Source organism: Corynebacterium casei LMG S-19264, assembly GCF_000550785.1.
Taxonomy (GTDB): Bacteria; Actinomycetota; Actinomycetes; order Mycobacteriales; family Mycobacteriaceae; genus Corynebacterium; species Corynebacterium casei.
The window spans coordinates 2,461,024-2,477,845 of sequence record NZ_CP004350.1 but is presented as its reverse complement, the minus strand read 5'-3'; the positions used below and the strand labels follow the sequence as shown (position 1 = coordinate 2,477,845).

General features: G+C 57.3%; 10 protein-coding genes. 7 read left to right on the top strand and 3 right to left on the bottom strand.

The annotated features are described in order from the left end of the window. The first annotated feature begins 163 nt into the window (after positions 1-163). Both CCASEI_RS11330 and acpS read left to right on the top strand, forming a co-directional pair. Positions 164-9,214 carry a type I polyketide synthase gene (locus CCASEI_RS11330; RefSeq protein WP_025388040.1) on the top strand — a complete coding sequence of 3,017 codons (9,051 nt, stop codon included), beginning with the start codon at positions 164-166 and terminating at the stop codon, positions 9,212-9,214. Between the two features lie 11 nt (positions 9,215-9,225). After that, the gene (acpS, locus tag CCASEI_RS11325; RefSeq protein ID WP_038574697.1) at positions 9,226-9,690 is read left to right on the top strand and encodes a holo-ACP synthase AcpS; all 465 of its coding nucleotides are present in this window, start codon (positions 9,226-9,228) and stop codon (positions 9,688-9,690) included. Positions 9,691-9,774: 84 nt separating this feature from the next. Here acpS and CCASEI_RS11320 read toward each other — a convergent pair whose 3' ends face one another. Together CCASEI_RS11320 and bcp are read right to left on the bottom strand one after the other, a co-directional pair. Then, positions 9,775-10,446: a TetR family transcriptional regulator gene (locus tag CCASEI_RS11320; protein ID WP_006822105.1), complete on the bottom strand. Its 672-nt coding sequence runs from the start codon at positions 10,444-10,446 to the stop codon at positions 9,775-9,777. 47 nt (positions 10,447-10,493) lie between these two features. Further along, complete coding sequence (gene bcp, locus CCASEI_RS11315) at positions 10,494-10,964, bottom strand: thioredoxin-dependent thiol peroxidase (RefSeq protein ID WP_006822104.1); 471 nt, start codon at positions 10,962-10,964, stop codon at positions 10,494-10,496. Between the two features lie 83 nt (positions 10,965-11,047). Between bcp and CCASEI_RS11310 the strand changes: the two genes are divergently transcribed. From CCASEI_RS11310 to CCASEI_RS11290, 5 genes are all read left to right on the top strand, one after another. Then, positions 11,048-11,323: a DUF3618 domain-containing protein gene (locus tag CCASEI_RS11310; protein WP_006822103.1), complete on the top strand. Its 276-nt coding sequence runs from the start codon at positions 11,048-11,050 to the stop codon at positions 11,321-11,323. Positions 11,324-11,484: 161 nt separating this feature from the next. Beyond that, positions 11,485-12,765, top strand: coding sequence for a glutaminase (locus tag CCASEI_RS11305; RefSeq protein WP_025388038.1), 1,281 nt, complete (start codon positions 11,485-11,487; stop codon positions 12,763-12,765). A 50-nt stretch (positions 12,766-12,815) separates the two neighbouring features. Continuing rightward, positions 12,816-13,574: a GntR family transcriptional regulator gene (locus CCASEI_RS11300; protein WP_006822101.1), complete on the top strand. Its 759-nt coding sequence runs from the start codon at positions 12,816-12,818 to the stop codon at positions 13,572-13,574. A 267-nt stretch (positions 13,575-13,841) separates the two neighbouring features. Continuing rightward, positions 13,842-14,978 (top strand): extracellular solute-binding protein, encoded by a 1,137-nt coding sequence (locus tag CCASEI_RS11295; protein WP_006822100.1) that lies wholly within the window; start codon positions 13,842-13,844, stop codon positions 14,976-14,978. Positions 14,979-15,074: 96 nt separating this feature from the next. Continuing rightward, positions 15,075-15,566, top strand: coding sequence for a hypothetical protein (locus CCASEI_RS11290; RefSeq protein ID WP_174401647.1), 492 nt, complete (start codon positions 15,075-15,077; stop codon positions 15,564-15,566). A 15-nt stretch (positions 15,567-15,581) separates the two neighbouring features. On the opposite strand, the gene CCASEI_RS11285 is transcribed toward CCASEI_RS11290, so the two are convergent. Next, complete coding sequence (locus tag CCASEI_RS11285; protein WP_025387190.1) at positions 15,582-16,811, bottom strand: IS110 family RNA-guided transposase; 1,230 nt, start codon at positions 16,809-16,811, stop codon at positions 15,582-15,584. Between the last annotated feature and the right edge of the window lie 11 nt (positions 16,812-16,822).

Genomic DNA, 16,822 nt, shown 5'->3' with positions numbered 1-16,822 from the left:
GGTTTCCTCATGATTTTGTGGCATGCTAGTAAACCAGCTGAAATTTTGGCCTGCCGTTTTCGTTTTGTAGATTTTGGATTCCTTAAGGAGTCCGTTGATTTTTCATAGCGCTTAAAACCCCCGCCATTGGTCAAAACCGATATCACTAGGAGTTAAACGAATCGTGACTATTGACATCTCTAACCACCGCTTGGTGAACCGACTAGAGACCGAGAACTTTGCCTTGAGCTTTTCCGGGCAGGGCTTTAGCTGGTTGCCAACGTTGCGCAACGTTATCGCCGGTGGCAATGGTGCCCAGGTGACGTCCGCGGTGGATGGAGCCAAGAAGCTGTTGGGGCCAGTCGCTGATGAACTGGCAGCTGCTCTTCCACACGGTTTTGATCCAATGTCATGGGCTGCAAACGCTGAGGATCCAGCGTGGGATCTGTCTGATTCTTCTATCTCTACCCCGGGTATCGTTGTGGCGCAGTATGGCCTGTTGGGGTCGTTGAAGACCCAGGGCTTGGATGTTGCTGCTGCCGTGGCGCACATTGGCCACTCCCAGGGTGCTTTGGCTACTTATATCTCTTCCGAGCGCGCACAGGCAGCGGAAGTTATTGCGCTGGCACAGCTGATTGGCGTTGCTATTTCTAAGACCGCGCGCGCCACTGGTCTTATCCGCACCGCAGCGGGTTCGCCGATGGTGTCCATCGCGGGTGTTAGCCGTGAGCAGCTGGATAAGGTCATTGCCAAGACTGGCGTGGGCAGCGTTGTTGGTCTGCAAAATAGCCGCAACACCTTCGTCATCGTGGGTACTCCGGAAGATAACAATAAGGTTGTTGAGGTTCTGGAGAAGCTGGCGGAGAAAGACGCCAAGACTATTGAGAACAAGGAGCGCGGCGGTAAGCCTTTCGCGCCGCGCATCAATGCTTTGGCTGTGCAGTCGGGCTACCATCACCCAGCCATGCAGGCAGCAGTGGAGATGGTCACCGCGTGGGCGCAGCAGATTGGGCTGGATGAGTCGCTCGCACACGATGGTGCGCAGGCTGTTTTGACCTCCATCGTGGATTGGCCGCAGGAGGTGCGGCAGGCGGTCAATGCCGGCGCGCAGTGGGTTTTGGAATGCGGCCCAGGCAAGGGCATGGCGGCGCTGACCAAGACCGTTGTGGCAGGCCAGGGCATCGGCGTGCAGGTTGTCTCCACGGATGAAGGCCAAGCAGAGCTTTTCGATGCCGGCCAGGCCCCGCAACTTCCATTGAACTTCGCGCAGTTTGCACCAAAGACTTTTGAAGATAATGGCGTTACCCGTTTGTCCACCCGTTTTACTGAGCGCACTGGCTATTCCCCAGTAATCCTGGCGGGCATGACCCCATCGACTGTAGATCCAGCGATTGTGGCAGCAGCAGCGAATGCGGGTTTCTGGGCAGAACTCGCCGGCGGTGGACAGGTCACCGAAGCCATTTTGAATGATTCCTTAGAGCGCCTGGAAGACATGCTGAACCCGGGCATCAACGCCCAGTTCAATGCCATGTACCTGTCGCCAAAGCAGTGGCGTACCCAGATTGAAGGACGTCGTCTTATCCCACGCGCGCGTGCCAATGGTGCTTCCATCAATGGTGTGGTGTGCTCCGCGGGTATCCCGCCACATGAGGAAGCTTTGGCGCTGGTACGCCAGCTGCACGAAGACAACATTCCATGGGTTGCGTTCAAGCCGGGTGCGGTTCGTCAGGTCAAGAAGATCCTGGACATCGCGGATGATCTGCCAGAGTCCACCATCATCATGCAGGTTGAGGGCGGCAAGGCAGGCGGTCACCATTCGTGGGAAGACCTTGATGACCTGCTGATTGAGACCTACGCATATATTCGTGAACGCGATAATGTGGTGCTCATGGCCGCTGGCGGTATCGGCGCTCCCGAGCGCGGCGCGCAGTACCTGACCGGTGAGTGGTCCAAGGTTTATGGACTGCCAGCTATGCCTGTCGATGCCATCATGATCGGCACCGCTGCTATGGCAACCCTGGAATCCACGGCTTCTGAATCTGTGAAGCAGGCGCTGGTTTCTACCCAGGGTCTAGAAGATATCCCTGGTGGCGGCTGGGTTCCAGCCGGTGGCGCACGCGACGGCATTGCTTCGGGTCGCTCCCAGCTGGGCGCGGATATCCACGAGATTGATAACACCTTCGCCAAGGCAGGTCGTCTGCTAGATGAGGTTGCGGGTGACGCAGAGGCGGTGGCCGCACGACGTGAGGAAATCATCGCGGCGATTGCTGGTACCGCCAAGCCATACTTCGGTGACCTGGAGTCGATGACCTATGCCGAGTGGCTGTCTCGTTACCTTGAGGTCTCTTACATGGGCTCCTGGGTGGATGCGTCCTGGGCACGTCGCTTTGAGCAGATGATTGCGCGCACCGAAGCGCGTTTGACTGAGGTTGACCACGGCGAGTTCGAAGCACAGGTGGTTGTTGATGCTGCCAAGCCAGAGCGCGGTATTACAGACCTGGTTGCGGCATACCCAGCTGCAGAAAAGCACACCGTTATTGCATCTGATGTTGCGTGGTTTATTGATCTCTTGCGCGGCAAGGGCAAGCCACCAGCATTCGTCCCAGTCATCGACTCTGATGTTCGCCGTTGGTGGCGCCAGGACTCGTTGTGGCAAGCGCACGATGAGCGCTACACCGCTGAACAGGTGGGCATCATCCCAGGTACCACCGCTGTAGCGGGCATTACCAAGGCAAACGAGCCAGTAGCTGAGCTCCTGGCACGCTTTGAATCCGCAGCCGTTAACGTCGTGCTGGCATCTGAGAACGCTGAGGACGCAGAGCCAGCCAACATCGCCGGCACAGCACTTGAGCGCGTTTTGGCCGCGAAGTCCGTGGAGTGGGCAGGACGCCAGCGTCCGAACCCAGTTGCTCAGGTTTCTGAGTCCTGGACTCTGGACGCCGATGGTACCTCGGCACGCGCGGCAGGTGCCGAGCTTGTCACCATCGATGCCGAAACCGTCGAGCTCACCGTCGCTTTGACCGGATCCGTTGCCGGTGCACAGCTAACCCTTCGCATCACCGTGCCAGTAGATGCACCACTGTCTTCCACCCCAATCATCACCGCGGAAGCTGCCGAAGAATCCATGGCTGCCCTCGCCGGTGTTGCAGCGGGAGGCACCCTGCCAGAGGTCACCGATGGCAAGGCCATCTGGAAGAGTTCCCTGAACCCAGCTGCCCTGGCTGATTATGCCGGTGCGACCACCGGTTATATTCCAAGCGCGGATGCCAACTCCGCTATTGCACCAGACGTTATCGTCGGCCGCGCCTGGCCAGCAGTATTCGCCGTCATCGCGAACGCTGTTGTTCCTGGCACCGATTCCGCACGCGTGGTCGAAGGCCTGCTGAACCTGGTACACCTTGAGCACAACCTGCGCCTGCACCAGGCACTGCCAACTGAGGCCGTAGAGCTGACTGTCACCGCCACCGGCGGCGAAGTCCGCGATACCCAGGTTGGTCGTGTTGTTGAGGTCACCGTATCGATCGACATTGACGGCGCAGCTGAGCTCAAAGATGCGCAGCTAGCAACCCTGCAGGAGCGTTTCGCGATTGTCGGACGCACCGGCGAGCAGGACCTGGAACCGGTCAACTCCACCGAGCACATCACCGATACCCCGGCTTCCTTCCGCCACCAGATGACCGTGACCGCCCCGGCATCCATGCACCCATTCGCAGTGGTCACCGGGGACCGCAACCCAATCCACGTCTCCGGCGCCGCCGCGCGCCTGGCTGGCCTGGACAACGGCGTTATCGTCCACGGCATGTGGACTTCCGCGATTGCGCAGCTTGTAGCCGGCTTCGATGGCGTTGCCGTTGCTGAATGGTCCGCGAATATGCTCAGCCCCGTACTGCCCGGCGCGAAGGTCGACTTCATCGTCGAGCGCACCGGCATCGATTCCCGCCCAGGCGCCGGCGAAGTTCGCACTGTTACTGCCAGTGTGGATGGCGACGTTGTCTTGCAGGCAACCGCCACCATGGCCGCACCACGTACCTTCTACGGTTTCCCTGGCCAGGGCATTCAGACCCCAGGCATGGGCATGGATTCTTATGCATCCTCGGCCGCCGCGCGTGACGTGTGGGAGCGTGCCGATGCCCACACCCGTTCCAAGCTTGGTTTCTCCATCCTGGAAATCGTGCGTAACAACCCCGACCGTGTCGTGGTTGACGGTGAGGAATTCACCCACCCGGATGGTGCTCTGTTCCTGACCCAGTTCACCCAGGTCGCCATGGCAACTTTGGGCTGTGCGCAGATTGCTGAGTTGGCTGAGGCCGGCGTGAAGTCGCAGGATACTTTCTTCGCAGGCCACTCCGTGGGTGAGTACAACGCCCTGGCAGCCTATGCGCAGGTTCTGTCACTCGAAGCCGTGGTAGAAATCGTCTACGCCCGTGGTCTGACCATGCACCGCCTGGTCGACCGCGATGCCCACGGCAACTCCAACTACGGCCTGGCGGCACTTCGTCCGAACAAGATCGGTATTCGTGCCGACGATGTCTTCGGCTACGTTGCCAAGGTATCTGAAGCCAGCGGCGAATTCCTCGAAATCGTTAACTACAACATTGCCGGTGTGCAGTACGCCGTCGCCGGTACCCGCGCAGGTCTCGCTGCATTGGCTGCCGATGCCTCCTCCCGCGCGCCGGGCCAGCGTGCCTTCATCATGATTCCGGGCATTGACGTGCCATTCCACTCCTCGCATCTGTTGGGCGGTGTGGACAACTTCCGCACGCACCTGGATTCACTGATTCCGCAGCAGGTTGACCTGGATATCCTGCGTGGCCGCTACATCCCGAACCTGGTGGCTCGTCCATTCGAGCTCACCCGCGAGTTCGTTGAAGCCATGGCGGAGGTCGTCGATTCCACCTACGTCAACGATATCCTCGCTGACTTCGACAAGGCCTCGGAAAACCCAGTTAATCTGGGCCGCACCTTGCTCATTGAGCTGCTCGCATGGCAATTCGCATCACCAGTTCGTTGGATTGAAACCCAGGACTTGCTGCTCTCCGATACCACCGAGACCGCCGGCGCTGGCACGCCTGGTTTGGGCGTGGAGCGCTTCGTCGAAATCGGCGTTGGTTCTTCCCCAACCCTGGCGAACATGCTGGGCCAGACCTTGCGCTTGCCGCAGTATGCCGGCAACCCAATTGAGGTGCTCAACGTTGAGCGCGACCGCGCGACCGTATTCGCCGAAGACGCCATTGTGCGCCCACAACCTGAAACCTCCAATGAAGTCGTCGAAGAAGCAGCTACCGCTACCGCGCAGGAAGTTGCCGCAGCAAACGCCGCACCAGCCGCTGCAGCACCCGCACCAGTTGCGGCAGCGCCTGCTGCGACTGCTCCAGCGGGCGGCGGAAGCACCCCGGATGACAAGGCCTTTAGTGCAGCCGATGCCACTGAGATGCTCATCGCTATCTGGACCAAGGTACGTCCAGACCAGATGGGTGCAGCAGATACCATCGAGCTGCTCGTCGAGGGAGTGTCTTCTCGCCGTAACCAGCTGCTTTTGGACCTCGGTGTGGAATTCGGCCTCGGTGCCATCGAAGGTGCAGCAGATGCCGAAATTGCTGCCCTAAAGGACCAGGTCGCTGGCATGGCGAAGGGCTACAAGGCATTTGGCCCAGTCCTGTCCGTGCAGGTTTCTGATTCCCTGCGCCGTATTACCGGCCCAGCTGGTAAGAAGCCTGCTTATATTGCGCAGCGCGTAACCGAGACCTGGGGTCTTGGTACAGGTTGGGTCGACCGCGTGACCGCTGAACTCGTGCTCGGTGCGCGTGAGGGCGCATCGATTCGCGGCGGCGACTTGGCGCTGCTGTCACCTGCAAACCCAGGCTCCACTGCTGAGCTTGACGCACTGATTGATGCTGCTGTCGATTCCGCTGGTGCGAAGGTCGGCATTGTCATCTCGAAGCCATCGGCAGGCGGTGGCGCAAATGTCGGGGTAGTGGACTCTGCTGCTTTGGATGCCTACTCGGAGAAGATGAACTCTGCGCTGGCAAACACCGCTCGCACCCTGCTTGCCCAGCTGGGACAGCAGGCACCGGTCACCGAATTTGCCGAGGCCGATGACAACCAGGCGATTGTTGACCTGGTAGCTGCCGAGCTCGGCGCGGACTGGCCACGCCTGGTCGCCCCAAGCTTTGATGCGGACAAGACCGTGCAGCTTGATGACCGTTGGGCTTCTGCGCGTGAAGACCTCGTGCGTTTGGCTCACGGCGAGCTGGATTCTCTCGACATCACCGGCGCCGGTGAAGAAGCAGCCGCCATGGCGGAATACCTGGGCTTGGAGGCACAGGCAGCACAGGCACGCGTTGCAGCTTCCACCTTGGAACACGACGGCGAAGTAGCTGTTGTCACCGGTGGCTCCCCAGGTTCCATCGCCTCGGAAGTTGTGGCGAACCTGCTGCGCGAAGGCGCAACAGTTATTGCCACCACCTCGCGTCTAGGCCATGACCGCCTGGAGTTCTACAAGAACCTCTACCGTACTTCCGCGCGCGGCAACGCCCAGCTGTGGGTGGTTCCAGCGAACCTGAACTCCTTCGCTGACCTGGATGCAGTCATTGATTGGATTGGAAATGAGCAAACCGCTACCGTTGGTGGTTCGTCCAAGCTGGTCAAGCCGGCTATGGTTCCAAACCTGATCTTCCCATTTGCGGCACCTCGCGTGCAGGGTACCCTGGCTGATGCTGGCGCACCAGCAGAAGCACAGATGCGCCTTTTGCTGTGGAGCGTTGAGAAACTCATCGCGGGACTTAGCCAGCTCGGCACCGGAACGCACGTGGGCCAGCGCTTGCACGTTGTTCTTCCGGGCAGCCCGAACCGCGGCCGCTTCGGTGGCGACGGCGCCTACGGCGAATCCAAGGCGGCACTCGACGCCCTGGTAACCCGCTGGCACGCTGAGCCAGTCTGGGGCGACCGCACTTCTATTGTTCACGCACACATCGGTTGGGTCCGCGGTACTGGCCTTATGGGTGGTAACGACCCATTGGTTGACGCAGTCGAAGCCAAGGGTGTTCGCACCTACTCCAATGAAGAGATGGCGCAGAAGTTAGTCGGCGAGGGGGCATCGGTAAGCAAGCGCGAAGAAGCTCGCACCGCACCTGTGACCTTGGACTTTACTGGCGGCCTGGGCCAGGCTGACATCAACCTGCCTGAGCTCGCACGTTCTTTGACTGCACAACCTGTAGCCGAAGAAGCTACTGAGGCTCCAGTCTTGCGCGCACTGCCGAATATCCGTGAGCGCATTGCGTGGACTACCCCAGACTTTGCTGGTGTGAACCAGAAACTTGATGACATGGTGGTCATTGTTGGTGCCGGCGAAATCGGCCCAGTGGGTTCCTCCCGCACCCGCTTTGAAGTGGAAATGACCGGCGATTTGAGCGCTGCTGGTGTGATCGAACTGGCATGGACCACCGGTCTGATTGCCTGGGACGATGCTGCCGGCGCGTGGTTTGATGCCGACGGCGAGGAAATCGCTGAAGAAGACATCTACTCCCGTTTCCACGACGAGGTCTTGGCGAATGTTGGCGTGCGCAAATACCACGATGACTACGGCCCGAACATGCCAATGGTGGACAACCTCGCACCTGAGCTGACCACCATCTACCTTGAGCGCGACATGACCTTTGCCGTGCAGGATGAAGAGACCGCACGTACTTTTGTTGCCGATGTGGAAGGCGCGACCGCGCACTTCGACGGTGAGGAATGGCAGGTCACCCGTCCAGCTGGTTCTGAGGTCCGTGTGCCACGTCGCGTTGCCATGACTCGCTTTGTCGGCGGTCAGGTACCGCAGGGCTTCAACCCTGGCGTCTACGGCATCCCGGCCGACATGATTGACAACCTCGACCGCGTAGCCTTGTGGAACCTGGTCTGTTCTGTCGATGCCTTCTTGGCAGCCGGCTTTAGCCCAGCTGAACTACTCAGCCATGTGCACCCAGCGCGCGTGAGCTCCACGCAGGGCACCGGCATGGGCGGCATGCAGTCCATGCGCTCGCTGTATCTGGATAAGCTGCTGGCGCAGCCTCGTCCAAACGACATTTTGCAAGAAGCACTGCCAAACGTTGTGGCAGCGCACGTCATGCAGTCCTATGTCGGCGGCTACGGCCAGATGGTGCACCCAGTTGCTGCGTGTGCAACCGCTGCTGTCTCCGTGGAAGAGGGAATGGACAAGCTGCGTCTGCGCAAGGCAGACTTCGTGGTTGCCGGCGGTATTGATGACCTGTCCATTGAGGGCATCACCGGTTTCGGCGATATGGCCGCAACAGCTGATTCTTCCGAAATGGAAGACAAGGGCATTGACCACAAGTACTTCTCCCGCGCGAACGACCGCCGCCGTGGTGGCTTCATAGAATCCGAAGGTGGCGGCACCATCTTGATGGCGCGCGGTAGCCTCGCTGCGGAACTCGGCTTGCCGGTGCTTGGCGTCGTGGGCTTCGCGGAGTCCTTTGCTGATGGTGCGCACACCTCCATCCCGGCTCCTGGCCTGGGTGCGTTGTCCGCTGCCCGTGGTGGCGCGGATTCCCGCCTGGCACAAGGTCTGGATGAGCTCGGCGTGGGTGTTAATGAAATCGCTGTGATTTCTAAGCATGACACTTCCACCAACGCCAATGACCCGAACGAGTCTGACCTGCATGAGCGTATTGCTGCCTCCATGGGCCGCGATAAGGGCAACCCGCTGTTCATCATCTCGCAGAAGACTCTGACCGGTCACGCCAAGGGCGGTGCTGCCGCATTCCAGCTGGTTGGCCTGACCCAGGTGCTGCGCAATGGTGTGCTGCCTCCAAACCGCTCCTTGGACTGTGTGGATCCGGTTCTGCGACGTCATTCGCACCTGACCTGGCTGCGCGAGCAGCTGGATCTACGCGCGACTCCACCAAAGGCTGGTCTGGTGACTTCCCTGGGCTTTGGTCACGTTTCCGCGTTGGTTGCTGTGGTTCACCCGGGTGCGTTCTTGCAGGCACTGCGCGCTGAGCGTGGTGAGCAAGCAGCTAAGCAGTGGCAGGAAGCATCCTCTGCCCGTGAGGCAGCAGGTTTGCAGCGTCTGACTTCTGCCATCTCCGGTGGTGCTGCGCTGTACGAGCGTCCCGTTGACCGCAACCTTGGCGGTTCCGGTGACGCGGTGAAGGAACGCGAAGCCGCAATCCTTCTGGACCACGATGCACGCCTGCACGGCAACCTGCTAGAACCAGGCGCGGACAGCAAGTAGGGACTCTATCGATGGCGAAACGTGAAGCAGTGACCGTGGGAGTGGACTTGGTCCACATCCCCGGCTTTGCCGAGCAACTAGCGCGGCCTGGCTCCACCTTTGACCAAGTATTCTCACCGCTGGAACGCCGTCATGCCCAGCAGCGCCGCGACGTGTCCGGTGTGACGTCGAATACTAGCCTTGCGGGTTCACGCACTGAGCACCTTGCCGGCCGATGGGCTGCCAAGGAAGCCTTTATCAAAGCCTGGTCACAAGCCATCTACGGCAAACCGCCCGTGATTGAACCGGACCTGGTGAACTTTGCTGAGATTGAAGTCTTGCCTGATCGCTGGGGCAGAATAGCGCTGCAGCTCAAAGGCGAAGTAGCTGCGAAACTTCAAGAATCCATCGGCGAGGTAGAGCTGAGCCTGACCATCAGCCACGACGGTGACTACGCCACCGCGCAGTGCCTGATGCGCTACCAACTACCGGAATAGACGTCCGAAATAGCCGCTGCAGGTAGACAATAACGCCGCATGATGAGCACTGTAAAAGTGCAAATCATGCGGCGTTGTTTCGGCTTATTCCAACCCGCCCGTGAGGTGCTCGACCGGAAGGTGTGCGCCCTGGGCAACGCTGAACAAGTATGCAATCAACATGCGCTTGATTTCTGCAATCACAGCATCAATGGACTCTGGATCATCACTGCGGATGGCGTAGTTCAGTAAAGACACCACCGTGTGGACTAAGAAACCGGCCAACTCCATGCGCTGTTCTTCAGACATGCCTTGGGCCAAAGGCCGCAAGATTTCTGACAGCGGCTCCAACATTTCCCGCTCAGTGGCCGCGGCCGTATAACGGGTTGCTGGCGTGGACTGGACAGCATGCCACACGGCGCGACGCGACGGATCTTCCCGCCACATACGCGCTAGGTGGTCAATAAACTCATCCAACAAATCCGGCCACTGGAGTGCTGGAACTTGCTGGGAGAACTTATTGAGTTCTTCAACGTTGGCTGCTGTATCTTCCCGGTCTAGCTCGCAAATCAGAACATATTTATTGGCGAAGAACTGATACAACGTACCAATTGGAACTTCAGCGCGGCGCGATACTTCATCAAAAGTAAAGGACTCAAAGCCAAGGTCCACCAGTACGTCACGAGCCGCCTTCAAAATGCGCTCAAAGCGCAGCCGACTACGCGCCTGTGCGGGGCGCCGCCGGGGTACAAGCAACTCTGGGTTCTTATCGGTCATCTGTGAAAAATGCAGACTCTTCTTAGTCTCGGTGGAAAGAGAAACTCCTAATCGAGTTCCTTGATGATACGGGCAACGTGGCCGGTGGCCTTCACGTTGTACTTAGCAACGCTGACCTTGCCGTCTGGTTCAACCACGAAGGTGGAGCGGATAACGCCCTGAACCTTCTTGCCGTAGTTATTCTTCTCACCGAATGCGCCATAAGCGGTCAGCGTTTCCTTCTCCGGGTCAGAAAGGAGAGGGAAGTTGAGGTCATGGTCCTCACGGAACTTCGCCAAAGCCTCTGGCTGATCCGGGGAGATACCAAGAACTACAACCTCAGAATCATTGAGCTGCTCCATCGCATCACGGAAGTCACAGGCTTCAGTGGTGCAACCTGGGGTGTTTGCGCGTGGGTAGAAGTAAACTACAACGCGCTTTCCTGCGTAATCTGACAAGGAGACAGTGTTTCCTGCGTCATCTTTCAAAGAGAATGCGGGTGCGGTGTCTCCAACTTCTAATCTGTTCTGCTCAGTCATGCCTTTTACTCTATCGTAAAGTAAGTCGCGCTAGACTAGGTGCGAACCTTATATCCAATGTAACTTTTCAGGAGACTATTAACGTGGCACGCAATATTGATGACATTCAGCGAGACATCGAGCGCACCCGTCGCCAGCTCGCAAGCACTTTGGATGAGCTCGCAGATCGCTCCAAGCCAGAGAACTTGGCCAATGATGCCAAGGCAGCTGCAACTGAAAAGCTTTCACAGCAAAATGTTCAGATTGCCCTGGCGTCTGTCGCCGCACTCGTTGTTGGTGCGATTGCGTTTAGCGTTGTGCGCTCCCGTCGTCGCAGCAACGACCTCAAGGAAGTACAGCGTCTGCTGTCCCAGCGCTAAAACTGCGCGCTAGTTTTCCTTAGCGTTAGATTTTCAACTTTATAAATTCCGGGTCCCACACCCACGTGGGTGCCCGGAATTTGGCGATCTTAGATTGAGGCTTTAGATTCAAGCGCTGAGTTTTAGTCCGTACACAATGACGATTAGCTAGGCTGGTGCAGGTGCAAACACCTATTCCTTTTTATCTTGATGAAATCTTGGAGAAAGTTCGCTACCAAGACGGCGGCGCAGTCGCGGATTACATTCCGCAACTAGCAGCCGCCAACCCGTCCTATCTTGGTGCTGCTCTGTGCACTACCACGGGCCACCTTTATAGCGCTGGTGATGATGAGGAAGAATTCACCATGCAGTCCATTTCCAAGCCTTTCGTGTATGCCTTGGCGTTGCAGGAACTGGGTTTGGACGAGGTCCGCTCCGTAGTGGGCATGGAACCATCCGGTGAAGCCTTTAATGAGCTTTCGCTCAACCGCGATGACCACCGCCCGGTCAATCCGATGATTAATGCTGGTGCGATGACGGTGACGCAGCTGATTAACGGCGTGGACTCCGGTGTTGATGAGCGCGTTGAGCGTATCCGTCAGTACATGTCACGGTTGGCTGGCCGTGAGTTGTTTGTTGATGAAGACACTTGCGATTCTGAGCTTGACCACGCGGAACGTAACTTGTCCCTGGCGCACATGCTGCGCAATTACGACATCATCCAAGACGACGCCCATGATGCCGTGTTGACCTATACCCGGCAGTGCTCCATCAAGGTCAACGTCAAAGACCTTGCGGTTATCTCCGCGACCTTGGCTAATGGTGGTCTGCAGCCTGTCACCGGTGAACGAATCCTTGACGCGGATGTCTGCCGCCTGACCCAGGCCGTGATGAGCTCAGCTGGCATGTATGACGGTGCTGGCCGATGGATGGCGGAAGTGGGCATTCCTGCTAAATCTGGTGTATCCGGTGGTTTGCTTGGAACTCTTCCTGGCCAACTGGGTATTGCGACGTTCTCCCCACGCCTAAACGCCGAAGGTAACTCCGTGCGTGGTGTGGAGGCATTCAAACGTCTGAGCCGCGAGATGGGTCTGCACTTGATGTCCACTGACCAGCGCTACGGCATCGCCCCAATCCGTGAAGTTGAAACCATCGACGACACCGCGATTGTGCGCCTGCAGGGTGTCATGAACTTCTCCGCCGCGGAGTCCATCCTCTTCCGCTTGGAGGACTACGAAATCACCGCCGAGCAAGTTCTCCTCGACTTCAGTCAAGTCACCTCCGTCAACCGCATTGCTCGCGTCATGCTCAAAGAAGGCCTGCGCCGCATGCGCGATGCAGGTTTCCAGATTGGTGTGATTGACCCAGATGAACTGGTTAAGGACCGCACCATGCGCGACGGCACACAAGTGCGCCGCGACGACACCGAGGACTACATGATTGACGGGGAAGAGTTCTGGTAATTCTTAGGTAGTTGTATTCCAGCGGTCAATCAGTCACAAGAAAGGTCACAATGCCTCGGTATCTAGAGATTGCGGAGATTATTCGCGGTGAGATTGATGCTGGTACGTGGGGCTTGGGGGAGTACTTGCCGCCGGAGTCGAAGCTGGCGCAGCGCTTTGAGGTAGCACCAGGAACGGTGCGTCAGGCGCTGAAAGAACTTGTTGCTGAGGGCACATTAAGTGCGCGGCGCGGAGCTAAGAAGATTGTTATGAGAGAGCCCCGGCAGACGAAAGATGTGCCGGAGTTTCGCAGCTTTGCACAGTGGGCTTTGAGCGAAAAACGTAAGCCTTCTGGTCTCGTGATTGAGTCTGAATGGGTGGAGGCATCTGAGGTGGACCTGCGAAAGCTGAATCTTAGCCGCGGAGAGAAAGTATTTCGGGTACTGCGCCTGCGTACCATAGATGACCAGCCAGTAATGGTGGAGCGTACGCACTACCCGCCAGCAGTTGGGGTGCAGGTAGAAACATTGCCTGCCGATGCAACCTCAGTGACCAATGAGCTGAAAGTACGTTTTGGCATTGAGTTCGTGGCCGCAGAGAACTCCTTCACTACTGCAGCTGCAGGCGATGTTGACCAGCGCCTACTGAAAGTCGCCGAAGGGTATCCATTGCTGTGCCATCTGCGGACATCGCGTGACCGCTTCGGAACGCCGCTGGAATGGTCAGAGGATAGGTACCGGGCAGGGGTTGTTGCGCTTTCTGTTCCTACGGTTCAAGGAGATAACCTCTTGAACTGGGACAGGGTGGATAACCTCGACTGGATGAATTAGCTAGAAGAGTTGACTCGCTGAGTAAATGAAATAGGGAGAGGGGGAAAGGTGCGAGGCAGACTGGGCGTCGCACCTTTCATTATGCGCATTGCATGTTGGGGTTGATTTGTTTGCTGGTGAGAGCTGTTTCCAATCATTTCGCCGAGATTCATCAGGTGTGTTTGCAGGGTTCACCGAATGTTCACTAATGAGTGTTTCTATATAAAAGTAAGAAAGTTCACTAGTGAGGTTTTGGGAATTGCATAGAGTTCCCAACCGGATTGGAAAATGATGAAAACCCTACGACGTCTAATTGCTCTCCCAATTGCTCTAACTTCCGCACTCGCATTGGCTGCTTGTGGCGCTGAAAGTTCTGCGGACACCGAATCCTGGCGTGACGCCACCAGCGCTGAAGATGGCGGCGGCATGGATGCACTGATTGAAGCTGCGCAAGCCGAAGGTGCATTTAACTCCATGGGTCTGTACGAAGACTGGGCTAACTACGGTGGAATCTTGGCTGCATTCAGCGAAAAGTACGACATTGAAATCAACAATGACGTGTCCACCGGCGCATCCCAAGACCTCATCAACGCAGTGAAGAACCGCCAAGGCCAAGATGACTCTTTGGACTACCTAGACACCGGTATGTCTTTTGCTGATTCCGCAGACAATGAAGGCCTCCTCGCGCAGTACGAGCCAGAGGTTGCTGGTGAAATTCCAGCCGAGATGAAATCTGAAAATAACACCTGGTACAACCACCTTGGCGGCAACATGGCCATTGGCTGTGACGCTGCAGCAATCGATAACTGTCCGGAGTCCTTTGCAGATCTGAAGAACCCCGAATACGCGGGCAAGATTGCGCTGACTGGTGACCCAACCAGCAGTGAGTCCGCTTTTATGGCTGTCTACGCAGCGGCATTGGCCAACGATGGCTCATTGGATGATGTTCAGCCAGGTATTGACTTCTTCGCAGAACTATCTGAGGCAGGCAACCTAGTTGCGGTTACCGGCAATGAAGGCACCATGGAAACTGGTGAAACCCCAATCCTTATCAACTGGGATTACCTGATGGCACCGATGGCAGAAAACTTGTCCGGTGCAGGCGTTGACCTGCAGATCATTGCACCAGAAGAAGGCACCGTATCTTCTTACTATGCAGCATCCCTCAACGCGGATGCACCACACCCAGCAACCGCTCGTTTGTTCATGGAGTTCCTCATGTCGGATGAGGGCCAGAACTTGCTGTTGGAAGGCTACGTTCGTCCAGTTCGTCTGCAGGAAATGGTTGATGCGGGAACGGTGAATCAGGAAGCACTTGACCGTCTGCCAGAATCCATCCTGCAGGAAGCCCCACAGCCTGACCTGGAACAGCGTGCAACGCAGCAGGCAGTAGTTGTTGAACAGTGGGCAGAAGCGGTCGCCTAAACCATGACTGCTTCTCCCTCTGTTAATGACCGACAGCGGCGGATGAGTTCAGCGTCCACAACAGCGGTGGCAACTTTGCTGCCGTTGGGACTAGTAATGTTCTTCTTTTTCGTGGTGCCACTGGTCGGCATGGCTGTTACCTCGGTTCAAGCTCCTAGTGGTGGCGTCACACTTGAACATTATGAATCGCTCGCTTCTGGGCGCCGTTGGCTGGCATTGAGAAACTCACTTTTCATCTCATCAGTCTCCTCACTGGTCGCAGCAATCCTGGGAACCATCATCGCGTGGGCCATCTCCCATATCGATTCAAAAATTCTCCATGCAGTAACTGGAGTGATGTCCAGTGTGCTGGCGAACTCTGGCGGCGCAGCATTAGCCTTTTCCTTCATCGTCTTGTTCGGTAATGCTGGTTACCTTATTTCTTTCATCACCGGCATGGATCCTGGTTTTACCTTGTATAGCTCCAAAGGTTTGGTGTTGATGTATCAGTACTTCCTCATCCCAACTATGGTGTTGTTGCTTTTACCGTCGATGCAAGCGCTGCGCAAAGAATGGAAAGAAGCGAATACTTCACTCGGTGGGTCGTGATGCTCCTATAGTGTGTCAAGCGGTTTTCAGGAATTTTTCGTAGGCCGACGCTAATTCCGTTAACGGACGTTTTCCAGTCTCGATGTCACTGATCCTCGCCGGGGCGCACCCTAAATGTTGCGCTACGTACACCTGGGTGAGCTGCTTCGCGATGCGCAGTTCTTTCAGCTCATCTCGCCGAAGATCCCTCGGTTGGGGCGTACTGCGCTTGGTACAGATCACGCGGTAGACCTCTCTGATGATGGCTCGCTTGAGGCAGCGAATAATTTCCTTTTTCGACAACCCTTCTGCGGTGCGCCTAGCGACGTAGGCTTTGGTGCGTTGGTCATAGCGCATCCTCACAAGAGCAATCCGATACAACGCCGAGTTCGCACGCCGGTCACCACCACGATTAAGCCGGTGCCGGTTGGTTCGCCCAGAGCTTGCCGGCAATGGAGCCACCCCACACAAGTTCGCCAGCGCTGCTTCCGAGTGAATGCGCTCAGGATTATCTCCGATGCTGATCAACAGATCAGCGGAAACAAGAGCCCCACATCCTACGATATTGCTGACATGAGGATTGATCATTGACACCAGAGCAGCGATCCGGGCTTCCAACTCATCACACTGCACTCGCAACGCGCGGTAGGTCGTGGCCAGAATCTTCAGGCTGGTCAGCACACCATTTCGCGGATCGCTAAGATCCGGCGATGGACGGCAGTACACCAATGCGTTGACAAGGGTGTGGTTAGTCATAGTTCCGTAGCGGGCGCGGATATCATTAGGGGCTGTGACCAGCATCGACTTTATCGTCGTGATGAGTGTCGTGGTGGTGGACACCAGCTGTTTCCGGGTGATCTGTAACGCTCGTAACGACTCCACCGGGCCTGTGGAATCTTTAGGCGTGCTCAGTCCTTCCCCTGACAGGACCTGTCGCGCGGCGGCAAGGGCATCCACCGGATCTGACTTCCCGTCCCGGCGTCGGATGCTGCGCTTCGGGCGCAGGACTTCAACTACCGTGTAGCCACGGTCTATCAGGTGCCGGGTTAATCCGGCACCGAAAGAGTTGGTTCCTTCTACTCCGACGGTGCCGACACCGTGCTTGTTAAGAAACTCGGTGAGGTGTGTGTAGCCGGCCCTGGTGGTGGGAAAGGTTTCGGTGGCCAGATGCCGGCCGGTTGCAGTCACCGTGGCAACGGTGTGGGTGTCGGTGTGGGTGTCGACCCCAGCAACGGGTTTTGCAGAGAAATCGATGTCTGTGGTCATGGCTGTCAGCG